We start from the raw sequence: 14955 nt of genomic DNA, 5'->3' as shown, positions 1-14955 counted from the left end.
CGGCCCCCTCGCGTTCGTAGTGCCGTCAGTGGCCTCGGACCGGCCCCCTCGCGTTCGTACGTGCCGTCAGTGGCCGCGGGCGATCCACTCGGCGAGGTGCGGGGCTTCCGCGGCGATGGTGGTGGGCTCGCCGTGGCCGGTGCGTACGGACGTCTCCGGGGGGAGCGTCAGCAGGCGGTCGCGGATCGAGTCGACGATCGTCGGGAAGTGGGAGAAGGAGCGTCCGGTCGCACCCGGGCCGCCCTGGAAGAGGGTGTCTCCGGTGAAGACCGTGGCCAGGGGCTCGCAGTAGAGGGAAACCGCGCCCGGGGCGTGGCCCGGGGTGTGCAGGACCTTCAGGGTGGTACCCGCGACGGTGAGTTCCTGGCCGTCGGTGAGGGTGCCGTCCGGGGCGCGGTCGGGGTGGGTCTGCTTCCAGAGGGGCAGGTCGTCCTCGTGGAGCAGGATCGGGGCGCCGGTGGCTTCGGCGAGGGCCGGGGCCGCGTCGATGTGGTCGTTGTGGGCGTGGGTGCAGACGATGGCGCGCAGGGTGCGGCCGTGGAGGGCGGCGAGGATCGCCTGCGCGTCGTGGGCGGCGTCGATGACGATCGCTTCGGTGTCGTCGCCGACGATCCACACGTTGTTGTCGACGTCCCAGGTGCCGCCGTCCAGGGAGAACGTCCCGGAGGTGGTCAGGTGGTCGATGCGGGCGGGGCTCATGAGAACTCCACCACCGAGCGCAGGACGTCTCCCTCGTGCATGCGCGCGAAGGCCTTCTCGATGTCGCCGAGGCCGATGGTCTCCGTGACGAAGGCGGCGAGGTCGATGCGGCCCTGCTGGTGCAGGTCGATCAGCACGGGGAAGTCGCGGGAGGGCAGGCAGTCGCCGTACCAGGACGACTTGAGTGCGCCGCCGCGGCCGAAGACGTCGATGAGGGGCAGTTCGAGCGTCATGTCCGGGGTGGGGACGCCGACCAGAACGACGGTGCCGGCCAGATCGCGGGCGTAGAAGGCCTGCTTGTACGTCTCGGGGCGGCCGACCGCCTCGATGACGACGTCGGCGCCGTTGCCGCCGGTGAGGGCGCGGATGGCCTCGACGGGGTCGCCGGAGCGGGAGTTGACCGTGTGGGTGGCGCCCATGGTCTTGGCGGTTTCGAGCTTGCGGTCGTCGATGTCGACGGCGATGATCTTCGCCGCTCCGGCGAGACGGGCGCCGACGATCGCGGCGTCGCCCACTCCCCCGCAGCCGATGACGGCGACCGAGTCGCCGCGGCCGACCTGCCCGGTGTTGATCGCGGCGCCGATGCCTGCCATGACGCCGCAGCCGAGGAGGCCCGCGACGGCCGGGGAGACCGACGGGTCGACCTTGGTGCACTGGCCGGCCGCGACGAGGGTCTTCTCGGCGAAGGCGCCGATGCCCAGGGCCGGGGAGAGCTCGGTGCCGTCGAGCAGGGTCATCTTCTGCTTGGCGTTGTGGGTGTCGAAGCAGTACTGCGGGCGGCCGCGCAGACAGGCCCGGCACTGGCCGCAGACCGCACGCCAGTTGAGGACGACGAAGTCGCCGGGTGTGACGTCCGTAACGCCTTCGCCGACGGACTCGACGATGCCCGCCGCCTCGTGGCCGAGGAGGAAGGGGAAGTCGTCGTTGATGCCGCCCTGCTTGTAGTGCAGGTCCGTGTGGCAGACGCCACAGGCCTGGATCTTCACCACGGCCTCGCCGGGCCCCGGGTCCGGGACGACGATCGTCTCCACCCGTACCGGCTCGTTCTTCCCGGGGGCGATCACGCCGCGCACCTGCTGTGCCATCTGGGGTCCTTCCTGACCTGGAGAGGTGTCTGACCTCGCAATATGTCCGACCATACGCCGGTCGGCCGCCTCCCAGGGGGGAGACGGCCGACCGGGGTGTACGGGGGTGCGGGTCAGTCCCGCGCCTGCTGGGCGGGGAGGGTCTGGGCCCGCTCCGCAGCGAGGGCGTTCACCCGGCCGCGTACGAGGTACCAGCCGCCGACGAGCATCGCGGCGATCACGGGGAGGCAGTACACGGTCTTCCGGCCGTCTCCGCCGCCGTACCACATCAGGAACACCACGGCCGCGAGGAAGACGAGCGTGACGATCTGCGTGTACGGGGCCCAGGGCAGCTTGTAGGAGGGCCGGCTGAGCAGACCCTGCTGGGAGCGGCGGTAGAACAGCAGCGAGCAGATCATGATCATTGCCCAGGTGCCGAGGATGCCGATCGAGGCCACGTTGATGACGATCTCGAAGGCGTCGTCGGGTACGAAGAAGTTGAGGCCCACGCCGAGGACGCCGAAGCCGGCGGTGAGCAGGATGCCGCCGTAGGGGACCTGGCCCTTGTTCATCAGACCGGTGAACTTGGGGGCAGAGCCCGCCATGGACATCGAGCGCAGGATGCGGCCGGTGGAGTACAGGCCCGAGTTCAGGCTGGAGAGGGCGGCGGTGAGCACGACCAGGTTCATGATGCCCGCCGCGCCGGGGATGCCGATCTTGTCCATGACGGTGACGAACGGGCTCTGCTCCGCGCTGTAGGCCGTGTACGGCAGCAGCAGTGCGAGCAGAACGACCGAGCCGACGTAGAAGATACCGACCCGCCACATGATCGAGTTGATCGCCTTGGGCAGGATCTTCTCGGGGTTCTCGGTCTCGCCCGCGGCGACGCCGCACAGCTCCACCGAGGCGTACGCGAAGACGACACCCTGGACGACGAGCAGCATCGGCAGCATGCCCAGCGGGAAGATGCCGTTGTTGTCACTGATCGTGGAAAAGCCAGGGACGTGGCCGTCGACCGGGGTCTGGGTGACCACCAGGTAGATGCTGATCGCCATGAAGATCACCAGGGCGGCGACCTTGATGATCGCGAACCAGAACTCCATCTCGCCGAAGTACTTCACCGAGATCAGGTTCCCGGCGAGGACCACGGCCAGGGCTATCAGGGCGAGAACGCCTTGCGGTATGTCGCTGAAGGCGGACCAGAACTGAGCGAAGACGGCGGCAGCCGTGATGTCCGCCATGGCGGTGGTGGACCAGTTCAGGAAGTACAGCCAGCCCGCCGCGAAGGCGCCCTTCTCGCCCATGAACTCACGGGCGTAGCTGACGAACGCGCCGGAGGACGGCCGGTAGAGGACCAGCTCGCCGAGTGCGCGCACGACGAAGAACGCGAAGACGCCGCAGACCGCGTATGCGATCGCCAGGGAGGGGCCGGCGCCCGCCAGCCTTCCGCCCGCGCCCAGGAACAGGCCGGTGCCGATGGCGCCGCCGATGGCGATCATGTTGATGTGGCGGGACTTGAGGTCCTTGCTGTAACCCTCGTCACCCGGGTCGACGTGGGGGGACGTCGACGGGGCGGACAGCGGGGCAGAAGAGACTTCCGCAGTGCTGGTGCGGTCACTCATGTATCGCTTCGCCTTCGTGTGGGGGATGTGCGGTTCCGGGGCGCACGATCGAATTGAGGGCGGTCTCGACGAGTTCGAGGTGGGCGGCCATGGCGTGCACGGCTGCCCCCTCGGACCCCTCGACGATCGCTTCGACCAGGGCCCGGTGCTCGGCGTCCGACTGGCGTCGTCGGTCTCCGAGTTGGTTCAGGAAGCTGGACTGCCGCGCGAGGGCGTCCCGTATCTCTTCGATGATCTTCTGGAAGACGGGGTTGCCCGATGCCTGGGCGACGGTGAGGTGGAACAGCGTGTCCAGAGCCACCCAGGCGGTGGGGTCCGTCTCGCGCTCCATGCTCGCGATCAGCGTGAGGAGCTGATCGATGTCGTCCCGGGTGCGGCGAGTGGCAGCGTACCCCGCCACGGGGATCTCCACGTGCCGCCGTACTTCCAGCAGGTCGCGGGCCGAGTAGGAACCGAAGACCGGGTTGCGGGTCGGGCCGGAGGATTCGACGTACGTGCCCTTGCCGGCCCGCGACACGGTCAGGCCGAGGGCCTGGAGGGTGCGCAGGGCCTCGCGGACCACGGACCGGCTGACGGCGAAGTGCCGTCCGAGCTGTGCCTCGGTGGGGAGCTTGTCGCCCACGGCCAGTTCGCCGGTCTCGATGGCACCGCGGAGGTGCGTGAGGACGACGTCGGTCGCGCTCACACGTCTCGGTGTCCGGCTGTCTGACAAGGCCATGCGGAGAATGCTCGGGCGTGGTTACCGGTGCGTCAAGAGTGATCGGAGAGGAAGTGGCGGGCTGATGAATTTCTCACACGTGGTAATGATGACGAGCATCGCGGGTACCGGGAAATCCGCAATTGGGGCATTACTGGCGTAAAAGGGTGGGGCCGCGTGCGCAGAGGGTGATGACTTCCAGGGGCTTGGTCGGGGTGGCCGACTGTCGGGGTCAGGGGTGCCAGTGGGGGTGTTCGGCCTCGGCCCAGGTGCGGTCGACTTCGCCGGTGCGCATGCCGCGGCGGGACTCCGGGTGGGTCAGGGCCATCCAGAGGTGGCCGGCGATGACGACGCCCATGGCCAGGGCGAGCCAGTCGTGGACGAAGGTGGCGCTCGTGCGCCAGGTCAGCGGGGTCAGGTGGGTGAGCCACATCAGCAGACCGGTGCCGAGCATGACGAGCGCCGCGCCCGCGATCCAGCCGGCGTACAGCTTCTGGCCCGCGTTGAACTTCCCTGCGGGGCGGTGGAATGTGCGCCGGCGGGCGGCCCTCAGCCATTCCTTGTCGTACGAGGTGAAGCGGCCGAGCAGCGAGAGGTCGGCGCGGAAGGCCCGGGAGACCAGGCCCAGGACGTACGGGGCGGGGAGGAGGACGCCCGTCCAGATGTGGACGGTGACCACCAGGTGGCGGCGGCCCACCAGCTCGGCGAGGGACGGCAGGTAGAGGCAGGCCGCGGTGGCGATGCAGGTGAGCATCAGGATCGCGGTCGTACGGTGCACCAGGCGCGCGGTGCGCGTGAACCTCCTTACCCGGGAGGGGAGTTCAGACGGTGGGGGTGTCGGAGCGGCCGTTGGACCTGCCGACCCAGGCGTCGACGTCATAACCCAGTTCCTCCCAGTAGCCGGGCTGGACCCGGTCGGTGACGGTGATGCCGGAGAGCCATTTCGCCGACTTGTAGAAGTACATGGGCGCGACGTAGAGGCGGACCGGGCCGCCGTGCGCGTGGGGGACGTCCTTGTCCTGCATCTTCAGGGCGGCCAACACGTCCTTGCGGCCCGCCTGTTGGAGGGTGAGGCTCTCGCTGTACGTGCCGTCGAAGCAGGTGAGGCGGATCGCCCTGGCGGACGGCCGCACACCGGCCAGCGCGAGGAGGTGCGAGAGCTGCACGCCCTCGAACGGGGTCTGCGGGACCCGCCAGCCGGTGACGCACTGGACGTCGCGGACCAGCCGGGTCTGGGGCATCGACCGGAGCTGCGCCAGCGTGTACGTGGCGGGACGGTCCACCAGACCGTCGACGGTGAGGCGGTAGGTCTGCTCGGTCTTCTTCGGGGTGGAGGCGGCCACCGAGTAGTAGCGGAAGCCGCTGCTGTTGGGGAGGAGCCCGGTCACTCCGGTGGGGTCCTTGCCCGCGGCGGCCCCGAGGAAGGAGTCGATGCCGTTCTGGACGTACGGGGCCGCGGCCATGCCTGCCGCGCCGAGGCCGAGCATGCCGAGGACGAGGCGGCGGCCGATCGGGGCACCGCGGGGGGTGGGGTCGTGGGGTGCCGGGTCACTGGGCGCGGAGGCCTGCGGCTCGGGGTCGCCCGGTGCGGGATCGCCCGGCGCAGAGGCCTGCGGCGCGGGGTCGTTCGGCCGTGCCGGTTCGTCCGGGGGTGGGGCTTGAGGGGTCACACCCATGATTCGAGCACTCGCGGCCGCCGGGGGCCAGGGGCCGCGAGTACTCGTCAGCGTTTCGTCAGATTTGGGCGGCGGCGGATCAGCCGCGTGCCGCCTGCGACTCCGTCGCCGCCTTGTCGAGCTGGAACGCCTCGTTGCCGAGGCCGATCCGGGCGTGCACCTCCGGCTTCTTCGCCTTGAGCACCACGCCGTACACCAGTCCGCCGACCGCGGAGACGCCGATGATGCCGGGCAGGATCCAGCTCAGCGCGGAGCCGGACTCGGCGCCGACCAGGATGCCGAAGTCCTTGACGGTGTAGACGGCGATGCCCAGCAGTGCGAGTCCGGCGAGGCCGGAGCAGAGCAGCCGCCACTTCTGGGCCGCGCCCGCTCCGCGCCGTACGAAGAAGGCGATCACGGCGAACGAGGCCACGGCCATCAGCAGGATGACGCCGAGCGCACCGACGTTGCCCATCCAGGTGAAGAGGTGCAGGACCGGGGTGGTCGGGTCGTCGATCGGCTTGTCGTCGGTGAGCGCGAAGGCCAGCACGACGAGCAGGGAGACGACCGACTGGAGGACGGAACCGGTGGCGGGGGCGCCGCTCGCCTTGCTCGTACGGCCGAACGCCGCGGGGAGGAGTCCTTCGCGGCCCATCGCGAAGGAGTAGCGGGCGACGACGTTGTGGAAGCTGAGGAGCGCGGCGAACATGCCGGTCACGAAGAGGATGTGCAGTACGTCCGTGAAGGTGGCGCCGAGGCGCTCCTGGACCAGGGTGAAGAGCATCCCCGGGCCTTCCTCGGTGGCCATCCGGGAGACCTTGCCGGGGCCGGCTGCGACGCTGACCGCCCAGGAGCTGAGGGCCAGGAAGATCGCGGAGTAGGCGACGCCGAGGAACATCACCCGGGAGACGATCACGTGCGGGCGCTGGGTCTCCTCGGCGTACACCGGGGCCTGCTCGAAGCCGACGAAGGCGGCGATGGAGAAGCAGAGCGCGGTGCCGAGGGCGACGCCGGGGCCGCTGAGGGTGCTGGGGTCGAACGCCTTGAGGGACAGACCGGTGGCCTTCGCCGGTTCGGCGACGGCCGAAATGTCGAAGACGACGACGAGCAGGCACTCGATGAGGAGCAGGACGCCGAGGACCTTGGCGTTGAGGTCGATCTTCAGCCAGCCGAGGAAGCCGACGAGGACGACGCAGACCAGGGCCGGGACCCACCAGGCGATGCTGAGGCCCAGGTACGTGGCGAAGATGCCGGACAGCTCGAAGCCGAGGATGCCGAAGATGCCGACCTGCATGGCGCTGTACGCGACGAGGGCGACCAGGGAGGCTCCGGCGCCGGCGGTGGCGCCGAGGCCGCGGGCTATGTAGGCGTAGAAGGCGCCCGCGTTGTGGATGTGCCGGCTCATCTCCGCGTAACCGACGCTGAAGAGGAGGAGGACCGCGCCGAGGATGAGGAACAGGAGCGGCTGGCCGACCACTCCCATCACGCCGAAGATCGTGGGCATGACACCCGCGACGACCATCAGGGGGGCGCTCGCGGCGAGGACGGACAGCAGCAGGCCGAGGGTGCCGAGGCGGCCCGCGCGCAGTGCCCCCTCCTCGCCCTTGTAGGTGTTGATCCCGGCGTCGCCGCCGCCTTCGCCGCTGCTGCCGGTCGCTCTGGTCGTGCGTGTGGGTGAACTGCCCGTCGCCATCGCGGGGTTGTCCCTTCGGTGTGGGTGAGGGGTTGGTGTGCGCAAGGGTTTCGTCACTGGTCGGGTGGAGTGGGGCGGGGCCGATCGGGGCGGGGTCGGGTGGTCGGGCCGGTGTCAGACGTCACCGAGCGCGACGCCGCGTGCGGTGCGGAAAGCCTGGTGGGGGTCCCGGTCGGGGTAGGACCAGGGGGCTGCGGTCCGGTGCGGGCCGATCCGGTGGAAGAGCGCGGCGGCCTCCGCGGTGCGGCCCTCGCAGTACTTCGCGTGGGCGAGGAAGTTGAGGTCGACGCGGGAGCGCGGGTGGTCGTCGCGCTCCCACTCCAGCCACCAGTCGAAGGCGGCCTTCATGGTCTGGCGGGCGCGGCGGCCGGTCCAGTGCCCGGAGGCCTCCGGGTCGGGCGGCACCTGTCCGGCGACGGCGAGCGCCCGGTAGCGCTCGGCGTGCGCGACGACGGGGAGGACGGCCAGCGGGGAGTCGGCGGGAGCCTGTTCGGCGGCCCAGGCGGCGAAGTCGTACACCTCGTGGAGGGGGTTCTGCCCTATGTCGGGGCGGCGTTCCGCGAGCCGGGCGATGATCAGGTGGTGGGCGTGGTGGTGCTCCGGGTGACGGGCCCTGACCTGGTCGTACAGCTGGGTGACCTCCTCCTCGGTGCCGAGGTGGCGGGCGAGCAGGAGCATGCCGAGCCAGGGGGTCGGGTCCTCCGGGGCACGGTCGGCGGCGCGCCGGCAGGACTGCCGGGCGCGGTCCGGGCACCCCTTGCCGAGCAGGGCACGGTGGATTTCGGCACAGGCCAGGAGGGCGGTGGCGTCGACGCTCTCCGGCTCGGCGATCAGCCAGTCCTGGGCCCAGGCATGGCTGCCCTTCGGCTCGGCCAGGACGAGCAGGCGGTGGCCTCGGCGGTCCCAGTCGTCGCCGGAACGGGCCAGCAGGGCGCGCACCGCGGTCCACCGTCCCTGGGCCAACTGGTCGCGTACGTCGACGAGTTCGACGTCGTCGAGGGCCGGGTCGGGGGGCGGCTCGCCTCTGCGGCGGGAACGGCCGAGGAGCGGCGGAGGTGGGGCCATCCGCGGGGTACCTCCACGGCGCGATGAGCCAGCGTTTGATCACGCACAGCAAAGCGGTAGGGGCGGCTCCACGTCAAGGCCCGACGGGTTTTATCGGCACCAACTCTCCCTTTCTGTGATGCAGTTGAGAAGGTCGGGTGCGGGGTATTCCCAGGTGGGGCGGGGTGCGCCTCCTAAGATGACGGGATGGGTGACGACTTGACAACCAATGCCGGAAATCCAGCGGGGCAGGGTCCGGATTCGCTTCCGCCGTTGCCGCCCCATCTGCTCGCCTTCCCCGGCCCGCTGCGCGACCGGCTGGTCGCGGCGGTGCTGTCGGGCGAGAAGGTGTCGACGACGGGGCTGCTGTGCGAGTACGAGGCGGAGAACGAGGAGCTTCCGCCGATCGGCGAACTGGCCGCACTGATCGACTCGGAGGGCCGGGAGGTCGCGGTCCTGGAGACGACCGAGGTACGGGTGCTGCGGCTCGGGGACGTGGACCTTCAGCACGCGCTGGACGAGGGCGAGGGGCACACGTCGGTGGCGCAGTGGCGGGAGGCGCACGAGAGGTTCTGGCACGGGGAGGAGATGCGGGAGGCGATGGGGGATCCGGGGTTCGTGGTGGACGACGCGACGATGGTGGTCGCGGAGAGGTTCAGGGTGGTGGGGCGGTTGTAGGGGCGGGGTCGGCGCGCGGTCGCGGAGGGGCAGGCTTTTAGGGGCGCGGGGAACTGCGCGATCAGCCACGACGCGCCCGCACGATGCCCACCGCCCCACACCCCCCTGCTACCCCACCGCTTGCGCTGCTGCCCGCCCCGCCGCTCGGCCCGAGAAGATGCAGCCGCCGAGGAACGTTCCTTCCAGGGAGCGGTAGCCGTGGACGCCGCCGCCGCCGAAGCCGGCCGCCTCGCCCGCCGCGTAGACCCCCGGCAGCGGGCTGCCGTCCGGGGTGAGGACGCGGGAGGAGAGGTCGGTTTCCAGGCCGCCGAGCGACTTGCGGGTCAGGATGTGCAGGCGTACGGCAATCAGCGGGCCCGCCTTCGGGTCCAGGATGCGGTGCGGGGTCGCCGTGCGGATCAGCTTGTCGCCGAGGTACTTGCGGGCTCCGTGGATGGCCGTGACCTGCAGGTCCTTCGTGAAGGGGTTCGCCATCTCCCGGTCGCGCGCGACGAGTTGGCGGCGCAGGTCCGCCTCGTCGACGAGCGGTTCCTTGGTGAGGGCGTTCATGCCGCGCACGAGCGAGGCGAGGTCCTTCTCGACGACGAAGTCCGCGCCGTTGTCCATGAACGCCTTTACGGGGGCGGGGACCGCGGCCCTCGCCCGGTCGATGACGCCGCGCACCGACTTGCCCGTCAGGTCCGGATTCTGCTCGGAGCCGGAGAGGGCGAACTCCCTGCCGATGATCTTCTGATCGAGCACGAACCACGTGTAGTCGAAGCCGGTCTTCATGATGTGGTCGAGCGTGCCGAGGGTGTCGAAGCCCGGGAAGAGCGGGACGGGGAGCCGCTGTCCGCGCGCGTCGAGCCAGAGGGAGGAAGGGCCGGGCAGGATGCGGATGCCGTGCTTGGCCCAGAGGGGGTTCCAGTTCTGGATCCCCTCGGTGTAGTGCCACATCCGGTCGCGGTTGATGTGGCTCGCACCGGCCGCCTCCGTGATGCCGAGCATCAGCCCGTCGACGTGTGCGGGGACCCCGGAGAGCATGTGCGCGGGCGGGGTGCCGAGCCGCTCGGGCCACTGGGCGCGGACCAGGTCGTGGTTGCCGCCGATGCCGCCGGAGGTGACGATCACCGCCTGGGCGCGGAGCGAGAAGTCCCCGGTCACGGTGCGGGTGCTGGCGGTGCCGCGTTCGGCTCCGGACGGCTCCAGGATCTCGCCGGAGACGGTGTCGACGGATCCTGCGGTACGGGAGAGACCCGTCACACGGTGGCGGAACCTGAAGGTGACCAGGCCGCGCGCAACGCCCTCGCGGACCCGGCGTACGAAGGGAGCGAGCAGCCCCGGGCCCGTACCCCAGGTGATGTGGAAGCGGGGTACGGAGTTGCCAGGGCCGCATCCGTCGTAGCCTCCGCGCTCCGCCCATCCGACGACCGGGAAGAACCGGACGCCCTGCTGGTGCAGCCAGTGGCGCTTCTCCCCCGCCGCGAAGTCGACGTACGCCTCGGCCCACTTCCGGGGCCAGGCGTCCTCGTCGCGGTCGAAGCCGGCCGTGCCCAGCCAGTCCTGGAGGGCGAGTTCCGGGCTGTCCTTGACGCGCATCCTGCGCTGCTCGGGCGAGTCGACGAGGAAGAGGCCGCCGAAGGACCAGTGCGCCTGGCCGCCCAGGGACTGCGCGGGCTCCTGGTCGAGGAGGATCACCTTCCGGCCGGCGTCGACCAGCTCGGCGGTGGCGACGAGGCCCGCGAGGCCCGCTCCGACGACGATGACGTCCGCGTCATAGCCCTTGGCGCCCGCGTCGTGGCCTTTGGCGCCCGCGTCGTGGCCCTTGGCGCCCGTGTCCAGGCCCTTGGCGTCGTTCCCCTTGGCGTTCATGGCCCGATCTTCGGTACTCGGAAGTAGCCAGTCAACCGTTCGACGACTCCTTCCTTGGGCCGTCCGGGGGTACCCGCAGCGGGAGCGCTCCCTGCTCGCCGCCGCTGCGATCACCGCCCTTGTGCCGCTATGGTCGGCGAAAGTCCCCGCATCCCCACCGCATTTTGAGGGTTTACACGGTGTCGCTGACTGTTCTGTTGCTGGCTCTGAGCGCTGCGTGCTGCCTTGGTTTCGGGTTCGTACTCCAGCAGGACGCCGCCCGGCGGGCTCCGCTCGGCGACTTCCTCTCGCTGCGGCTGCTGCTCGACCTCGTACGGGTGCCCCGCTGGCTGGCCGGGATCGGCTGCATGGTGGCGGGCATGGTGCTCGGCGCGCTGGCCCTTTCGTACGGCGAGGTGTCGCTGGTCGAACCGCTGCTCGCGACGAACCTGCTGTTCGCGATGGCGCTGTCGCGGTGGCGGACCGGATGCCGGCTCGGCCGGCAGGGCTGGGCCGGGCTGTGGCTGCTCGCGGGCGGGGTCGCCTGCTTCCTCGTGGCGGGGCAGCCGCACGGCGGCCGGGCCGAGGTCGGTCCGCTGCGGCACTGGCTGGTCATCGGGGTCGTGGTGGGGCTGGCGGTGCTGCTGACCGCGCACGCGAAGCGGTCCCGGATGGGCTCGGGGCCCGCACTGCTCGCACTGGCGGCCGGGCTGCTGTACGGGCTGCAGGACGCGCTGACCCGGGTGAGCGGGCAGCGGTTCGGCGAGGGCGGCTGGCCGGCGCTGCTCGGGAGCTGGCAGGTGTACGGGGTGCTGGTGCTCGGCCTCGCGGGGCTGGTCCTCGTGCAGAGCGCGTTCGAGACGGGGACGCTGCGCATGTCGCTGCCCGCGCTGACGGCGGCGCAGCCCCTGGCCGGGGTGGCGTGCGGGGTCGGGTTCCTGGGTGACCGGCTGCAGACGGGGCCGTGGGCGCTGGCCGGGGAGGCGGCCGGGCTGGTGGCGATCGTGGCGGGAATCGTGCTGCTGAGCCGTCATCCGGCGATGCCGAGCGGGGTGGCCCAGGTCCGCGAGAAGGTCCTCGTGCACAGCTGAGCCACGTTCCTGAGCGCACCCCTGAACACCCCTGGCTGACCGCCCCTCTGAGCTGGCACTTTCGCCATTAATAATGGCCAGCATTAGACTGCGTGCATGGCAAGGACCTCAGGACCCGAGACCCGGGACAAGCTGATCCGCGCGGCCGAGGAGGTCTTCGCCGCGCAGGGCGTCGACGGGGCACAGCTGCGGGACGTGGTGAGACTGGCCGGGCAGAGCAATCCGTCGGCCGTCCAGTACCACTTCGGTTCGCGCGCCGGGCTGCTCGACGCCGTGATGGCGGGACGCCAGGAGCGCACCGAGCAGGTGCTCGCGCCACTGCTGACCGCATGCGGGGTTTCCGTACGGGAGCTGATCACCGCGCTGGTCGCGGCGGAGGCGACCGAACTGGCCACCGACCGGGGCCGCCGCTGTCTGCGCGTCTCGGCGCAGCTCAGTCACGAGAGCGGCGTCCGCTCCCGGACTCCGCACCCGACGCTGGCGGGCACCTCGTACTGGCAGCTGATCGAGCGCGTCGAGGCCGCCCTCGTACGGGGCGGGCTGCCCGAGCCGCTGCTGCTGGAGCGGATCGACCTCGCGCTGACGCTGGTCGGCGCCGCCATGGCGGACCGGGCCCGCCAGTATCTGGCCGGCGTCGCCCCGCTGACCGGCCAGAACGTGTTCCTCGCCGACCTCGTGGAGACGACCACGGCCCTGCTCGGCGCGCCCCACACCCACGTACCCGAACGCTCCTGAAAGAAGTCAGCACCATGAGCAACAACGACCTCACCGGCAAGACCGTCCTCATCACCGGCAGCGCCCGGGGTCTCGGCGCGGAGGCAGCCCGGCAGGCGGTCGCCGCCGGCGCCAATGTCGTCCTCACCGACGTCCTCGACGAGGAGGGCGCGGCCACCGCGGCCGAGCTCGGCGAGCGGGCCCGCTTCCAGCACCACGACGTGACGTCGGAGGAGGACTGGGCGCGGGTGGCGGCCTTCGCGGTCGCCGAGTTCGGCGGCATCGACGGTCTGGTGAACAACGCCGGGATATCCGCCGGCCAGTTCCTCGCGGACGAGTCGGTCGAGCACTTCCGCAAGGTCCTCGACATCAACCTGACCGGTGTCTTCATCGGCATGAAGTCCGTCATCCCCGCGATGAAGGAGACGGGCGGCGGTTCGATCGTCAACATCTCCTCCGCCGCGGGTCTGATGGGCCTCGCGCTGACCGCCGGCTACGGCGCGTCCAAGTGGGGCGTGCGCGGTCTGACGAAGATCGGTGCGGTCGAGCTGGGCACGGCGAAGATCCGCGTCAACTCCGTCCACCCGGGCATGACGTACACCCCGATGACGGCCGCCGTCGGCATCCAGCAGGGCGAGGGCAACTACCCGAACACCCCGATGGGCCGGGTCGGCGAGGCGCACGAGATCGCCGGTGCGGTCGTCTTCCTGCTGTCGGACTCCGCGTCGTACGTCACGGGCGCCGAGCTGGCCGTGGACGGCGGCTGGACGACCGGCCCGACGGTGAAGTACGTGATGGGTCAGTGATCGGCAGTTGATGTTGGATGGGGCCATGAACCCCGCTGAAGAGATCCTGGACGTCGTCGACGAGAACGACGAGGTCGTCGGGCAGGCCCCGCGCGGTGAGGTGTACGCGCGGGGCCTGCGCCATCGCTGCACGTTCATCCGCGTACGGGACGCGCAGGGCCGGACCTTCGTGCACCGGAGGACCGCGACCAAGCTGGTCTTCCCCTCGCTGTACGACATGTTCGTGGGCGGCGTCGTCGGCGCGGGCGAAACGTACGACGCGGCGGCGCTGCGCGAGGCGGAGGAGGAGCTGGGGGTGTCGGGGCTGCCGCAGCCGGTGCCGCTCTTCAAGTTCCTCTATGAGGGCGCGGGGAAGAGCTGGTGGAGCCACCTCTATGAGGTGCGCTGCGAGCTGCCGGTGGACCCGCAGGTCGAGGAGGTCGCCTGGCACACCTTCCTGACCGACGAGCAGCTGGCGCGGCGGCTCGGCGACGGGCCGGACGCCTGGGAGTGGGTGCCGGACGGACGGGCCGCGTACGAGCTGCTGGTGCGCCGGTGAACGCCCTGTGGGAGGGGCTGCGGCTGTGGTGGGCGCCGCAGCGCATTCGCGAGGAGGGCGACACGCCCGACTACCGGTTCTCGCTGGCCAACGAGCGCACCTTCCTGGCCTGGGTGCGGACCGCGCTGGCGCTGGTCGGGGCCGGTTTCGCGGTCGACCAGTTCCTGCCGGACCTGCGCTGGGGCGTACGGGTCGGGATGGCCCTCGCGCTGCTGGCGGCCGGAGCGCTGTGCGCGCTGCGCGCGGTCAACCACTGGGTGCGGTGCGAGCGGGCGATGCGGCGTGGCGAGGACCTGCCGGTGACGCGCTTCCCGACGGTGCTGAGTCTGCTGGTGGGGGTGGTCGCGGTGGCGATGGTGGTGGTCGTGCTGTTCGGGTGGGCGGGGTGAGTCGGCCCGCTGCGGTACGTGGTCCTGGGGATCGTGATCCGGGGGATCGCGGTCCTGGGGATCGTGATCCTGGGGATCGTGACCCGGGGGATCGTGACCCGGGGCAGCGTGATCCCGGTCTGCAGCCCGAGCGGACGCGGCTGGCCTGGCGGCGTACGACCTTGTCCTGCACGGTGGTTGCGGTGCTCGCGGGGAAGCAGTCGATCCATGACGGGATCACGCCGGTGGGAGTGCTGGCCGCCGCGCTGAGCGCACTGGTGTGGGTGGGGTTCCTGGTCGTCGCGCATCGCAGGCTGCGGGAGCTGGACCGGGCGCGGCCGGAGGCGCTGGGGGCGCGGCGGGCGCTGGCAGCGGTGTGCTGTGTGGTGGCGCTGGCGGGGTTCGGGGTGGCGGTGGTGTGGTGAGGGGCGGGCAGGAGCCCCAGCCGGAGCACGG

Annotated in this window: 16 protein-coding genes; 7 read left to right on the top strand and 9 right to left on the bottom strand. The window is 70.9% G+C overall.

Features of this window, described 5'->3' with window-relative positions; all coding sequences use genetic code 11:
* Window positions 1-66: 66 nt before the first annotated feature.
* From AB0D18_RS28770 to AB0D18_RS28735, 8 genes are all read right to left on the bottom strand, one after another.
* On the bottom strand, window positions 67-699 hold the full coding sequence (locus AB0D18_RS28770) for an MBL fold metallo-hydrolase (RefSeq protein ID WP_362424624.1): 633 nt from the start codon (window positions 697-699) through the stop codon (window positions 67-69).
* On the bottom strand, window positions 696-1784 hold the full coding sequence (locus AB0D18_RS28765) for an S-(hydroxymethyl)mycothiol dehydrogenase (protein ID WP_362424621.1): 1089 nt from the start codon (window positions 1782-1784) through the stop codon (window positions 696-698). The genes AB0D18_RS28770 and AB0D18_RS28765 overlap by 4 nt, the downstream gene beginning before the upstream one ends.
* Before the next feature lie 113 nt (window positions 1785-1897).
* Window positions 1898-3385, bottom strand: coding sequence for an amino acid permease (locus tag AB0D18_RS28760; RefSeq protein ID WP_362424618.1), 1488 nt, complete (start codon window positions 3383-3385; stop codon window positions 1898-1900).
* On the bottom strand, window positions 3378-4103 hold the full coding sequence (locus tag AB0D18_RS28755; RefSeq protein ID WP_362424615.1) for a FadR/GntR family transcriptional regulator: 726 nt from the start codon (window positions 4101-4103) through the stop codon (window positions 3378-3380). Before AB0D18_RS28755 ends, AB0D18_RS28760 begins: the two co-directional genes overlap by 8 nt.
* 211 nt (window positions 4104-4314) lie before the next feature.
* The gene (locus tag AB0D18_RS28750; protein ID WP_362424612.1) at window positions 4315-4962 is read right to left on the bottom strand and encodes a cytochrome b/b6 domain-containing protein; all 648 of its coding nucleotides are present in this window, start codon (window positions 4960-4962) and stop codon (window positions 4315-4317) included.
* Complete coding sequence (locus AB0D18_RS28745; protein ID WP_362424739.1) at window positions 4904-5569, bottom strand: molybdopterin-dependent oxidoreductase; 666 nt, start codon at window positions 5567-5569, stop codon at window positions 4904-4906. Before AB0D18_RS28745 ends, AB0D18_RS28750 begins: the two co-directional genes overlap by 59 nt.
* 268 nt (window positions 5570-5837) lie before the next feature.
* On the bottom strand, window positions 5838-7430 hold the full coding sequence (locus tag AB0D18_RS28740; RefSeq protein ID WP_362424609.1) for an APC family permease: 1593 nt from the start codon (window positions 7428-7430) through the stop codon (window positions 5838-5840).
* 114 nt (window positions 7431-7544) lie between these two features.
* Window positions 7545-8495 carry a hypothetical protein gene (locus AB0D18_RS28735; protein ID WP_362424606.1) on the bottom strand — a complete coding sequence of 317 codons (951 nt, stop codon included), beginning with the start codon at window positions 8493-8495 and terminating at the stop codon, window positions 7545-7547.
* A gap of 186 nt (window positions 8496-8681) precedes the next feature.
* Here AB0D18_RS28735 and AB0D18_RS28730 point away from each other — a divergent pair, with 186 nt between their 5' ends.
* Window positions 8682-9152, top strand: a complete 471-nt coding sequence (locus AB0D18_RS28730; protein ID WP_362424603.1) for an ASCH domain-containing protein — start codon at window positions 8682-8684, stop codon at window positions 9150-9152.
* 108 nt (window positions 9153-9260) lie between these two features.
* Here the strand turns inward: AB0D18_RS28730 and AB0D18_RS28725 are convergent, their stop codons facing one another.
* Window positions 9261-11003: an FAD-binding dehydrogenase gene (locus AB0D18_RS28725; protein WP_362424600.1), complete on the bottom strand. Its 1743-nt coding sequence runs from the start codon at window positions 11001-11003 to the stop codon at window positions 9261-9263.
* Between the two features lie 179 nt (window positions 11004-11182).
* Between AB0D18_RS28725 and AB0D18_RS28720 the strand changes: the two genes are divergently transcribed.
* The 6 genes from AB0D18_RS28720 to AB0D18_RS28695 all read left to right on the top strand — a co-directional run bounded on the left by AB0D18_RS28720 (window position 11183) and on the right by AB0D18_RS28695 (window position 14924).
* Complete coding sequence (locus AB0D18_RS28720; protein WP_362424597.1) at window positions 11183-12073, top strand: DMT family transporter; 891 nt, start codon at window positions 11183-11185, stop codon at window positions 12071-12073.
* A 96-nt stretch (window positions 12074-12169) separates the two neighbouring features.
* Window positions 12170-12808 carry a TetR family transcriptional regulator gene (locus AB0D18_RS28715; RefSeq protein ID WP_362424594.1) on the top strand — a complete coding sequence of 213 codons (639 nt, stop codon included), beginning with the start codon at window positions 12170-12172 and terminating at the stop codon, window positions 12806-12808.
* A 14-nt stretch (window positions 12809-12822) separates the two neighbouring features.
* Complete coding sequence (locus tag AB0D18_RS28710; RefSeq protein ID WP_362424591.1) at window positions 12823-13593, top strand: glucose 1-dehydrogenase; 771 nt, start codon at window positions 12823-12825, stop codon at window positions 13591-13593.
* 25 nt (window positions 13594-13618) lie between these two features.
* On the top strand, window positions 13619-14131 hold the full coding sequence (locus AB0D18_RS28705) for an NUDIX domain-containing protein (RefSeq protein WP_362424588.1): 513 nt from the start codon (window positions 13619-13621) through the stop codon (window positions 14129-14131).
* Complete coding sequence (locus tag AB0D18_RS28700; protein ID WP_362424585.1) at window positions 14128-14520, top strand: DUF202 domain-containing protein; 393 nt, start codon at window positions 14128-14130, stop codon at window positions 14518-14520. Before AB0D18_RS28705 ends, AB0D18_RS28700 begins: the two co-directional genes overlap by 4 nt.
* A gap of 119 nt (window positions 14521-14639) precedes the next feature.
* Window positions 14640-14924 (top strand): DUF202 domain-containing protein, encoded by a 285-nt coding sequence (locus AB0D18_RS28695; RefSeq protein WP_362424737.1) that lies wholly within the window; start codon window positions 14640-14642, stop codon window positions 14922-14924.
* Window positions 14925-14955 lie beyond the last annotated feature (31 nt).

This window comes from Streptomyces sp. NPDC048442 (genome assembly GCF_040651475.1).
GTDB lineage: Bacteria > Actinomycetota > Actinomycetes > Streptomycetales > Streptomycetaceae > Streptomyces.
This window is presented reverse-complemented; position numbering and strand designations above follow the sequence as displayed.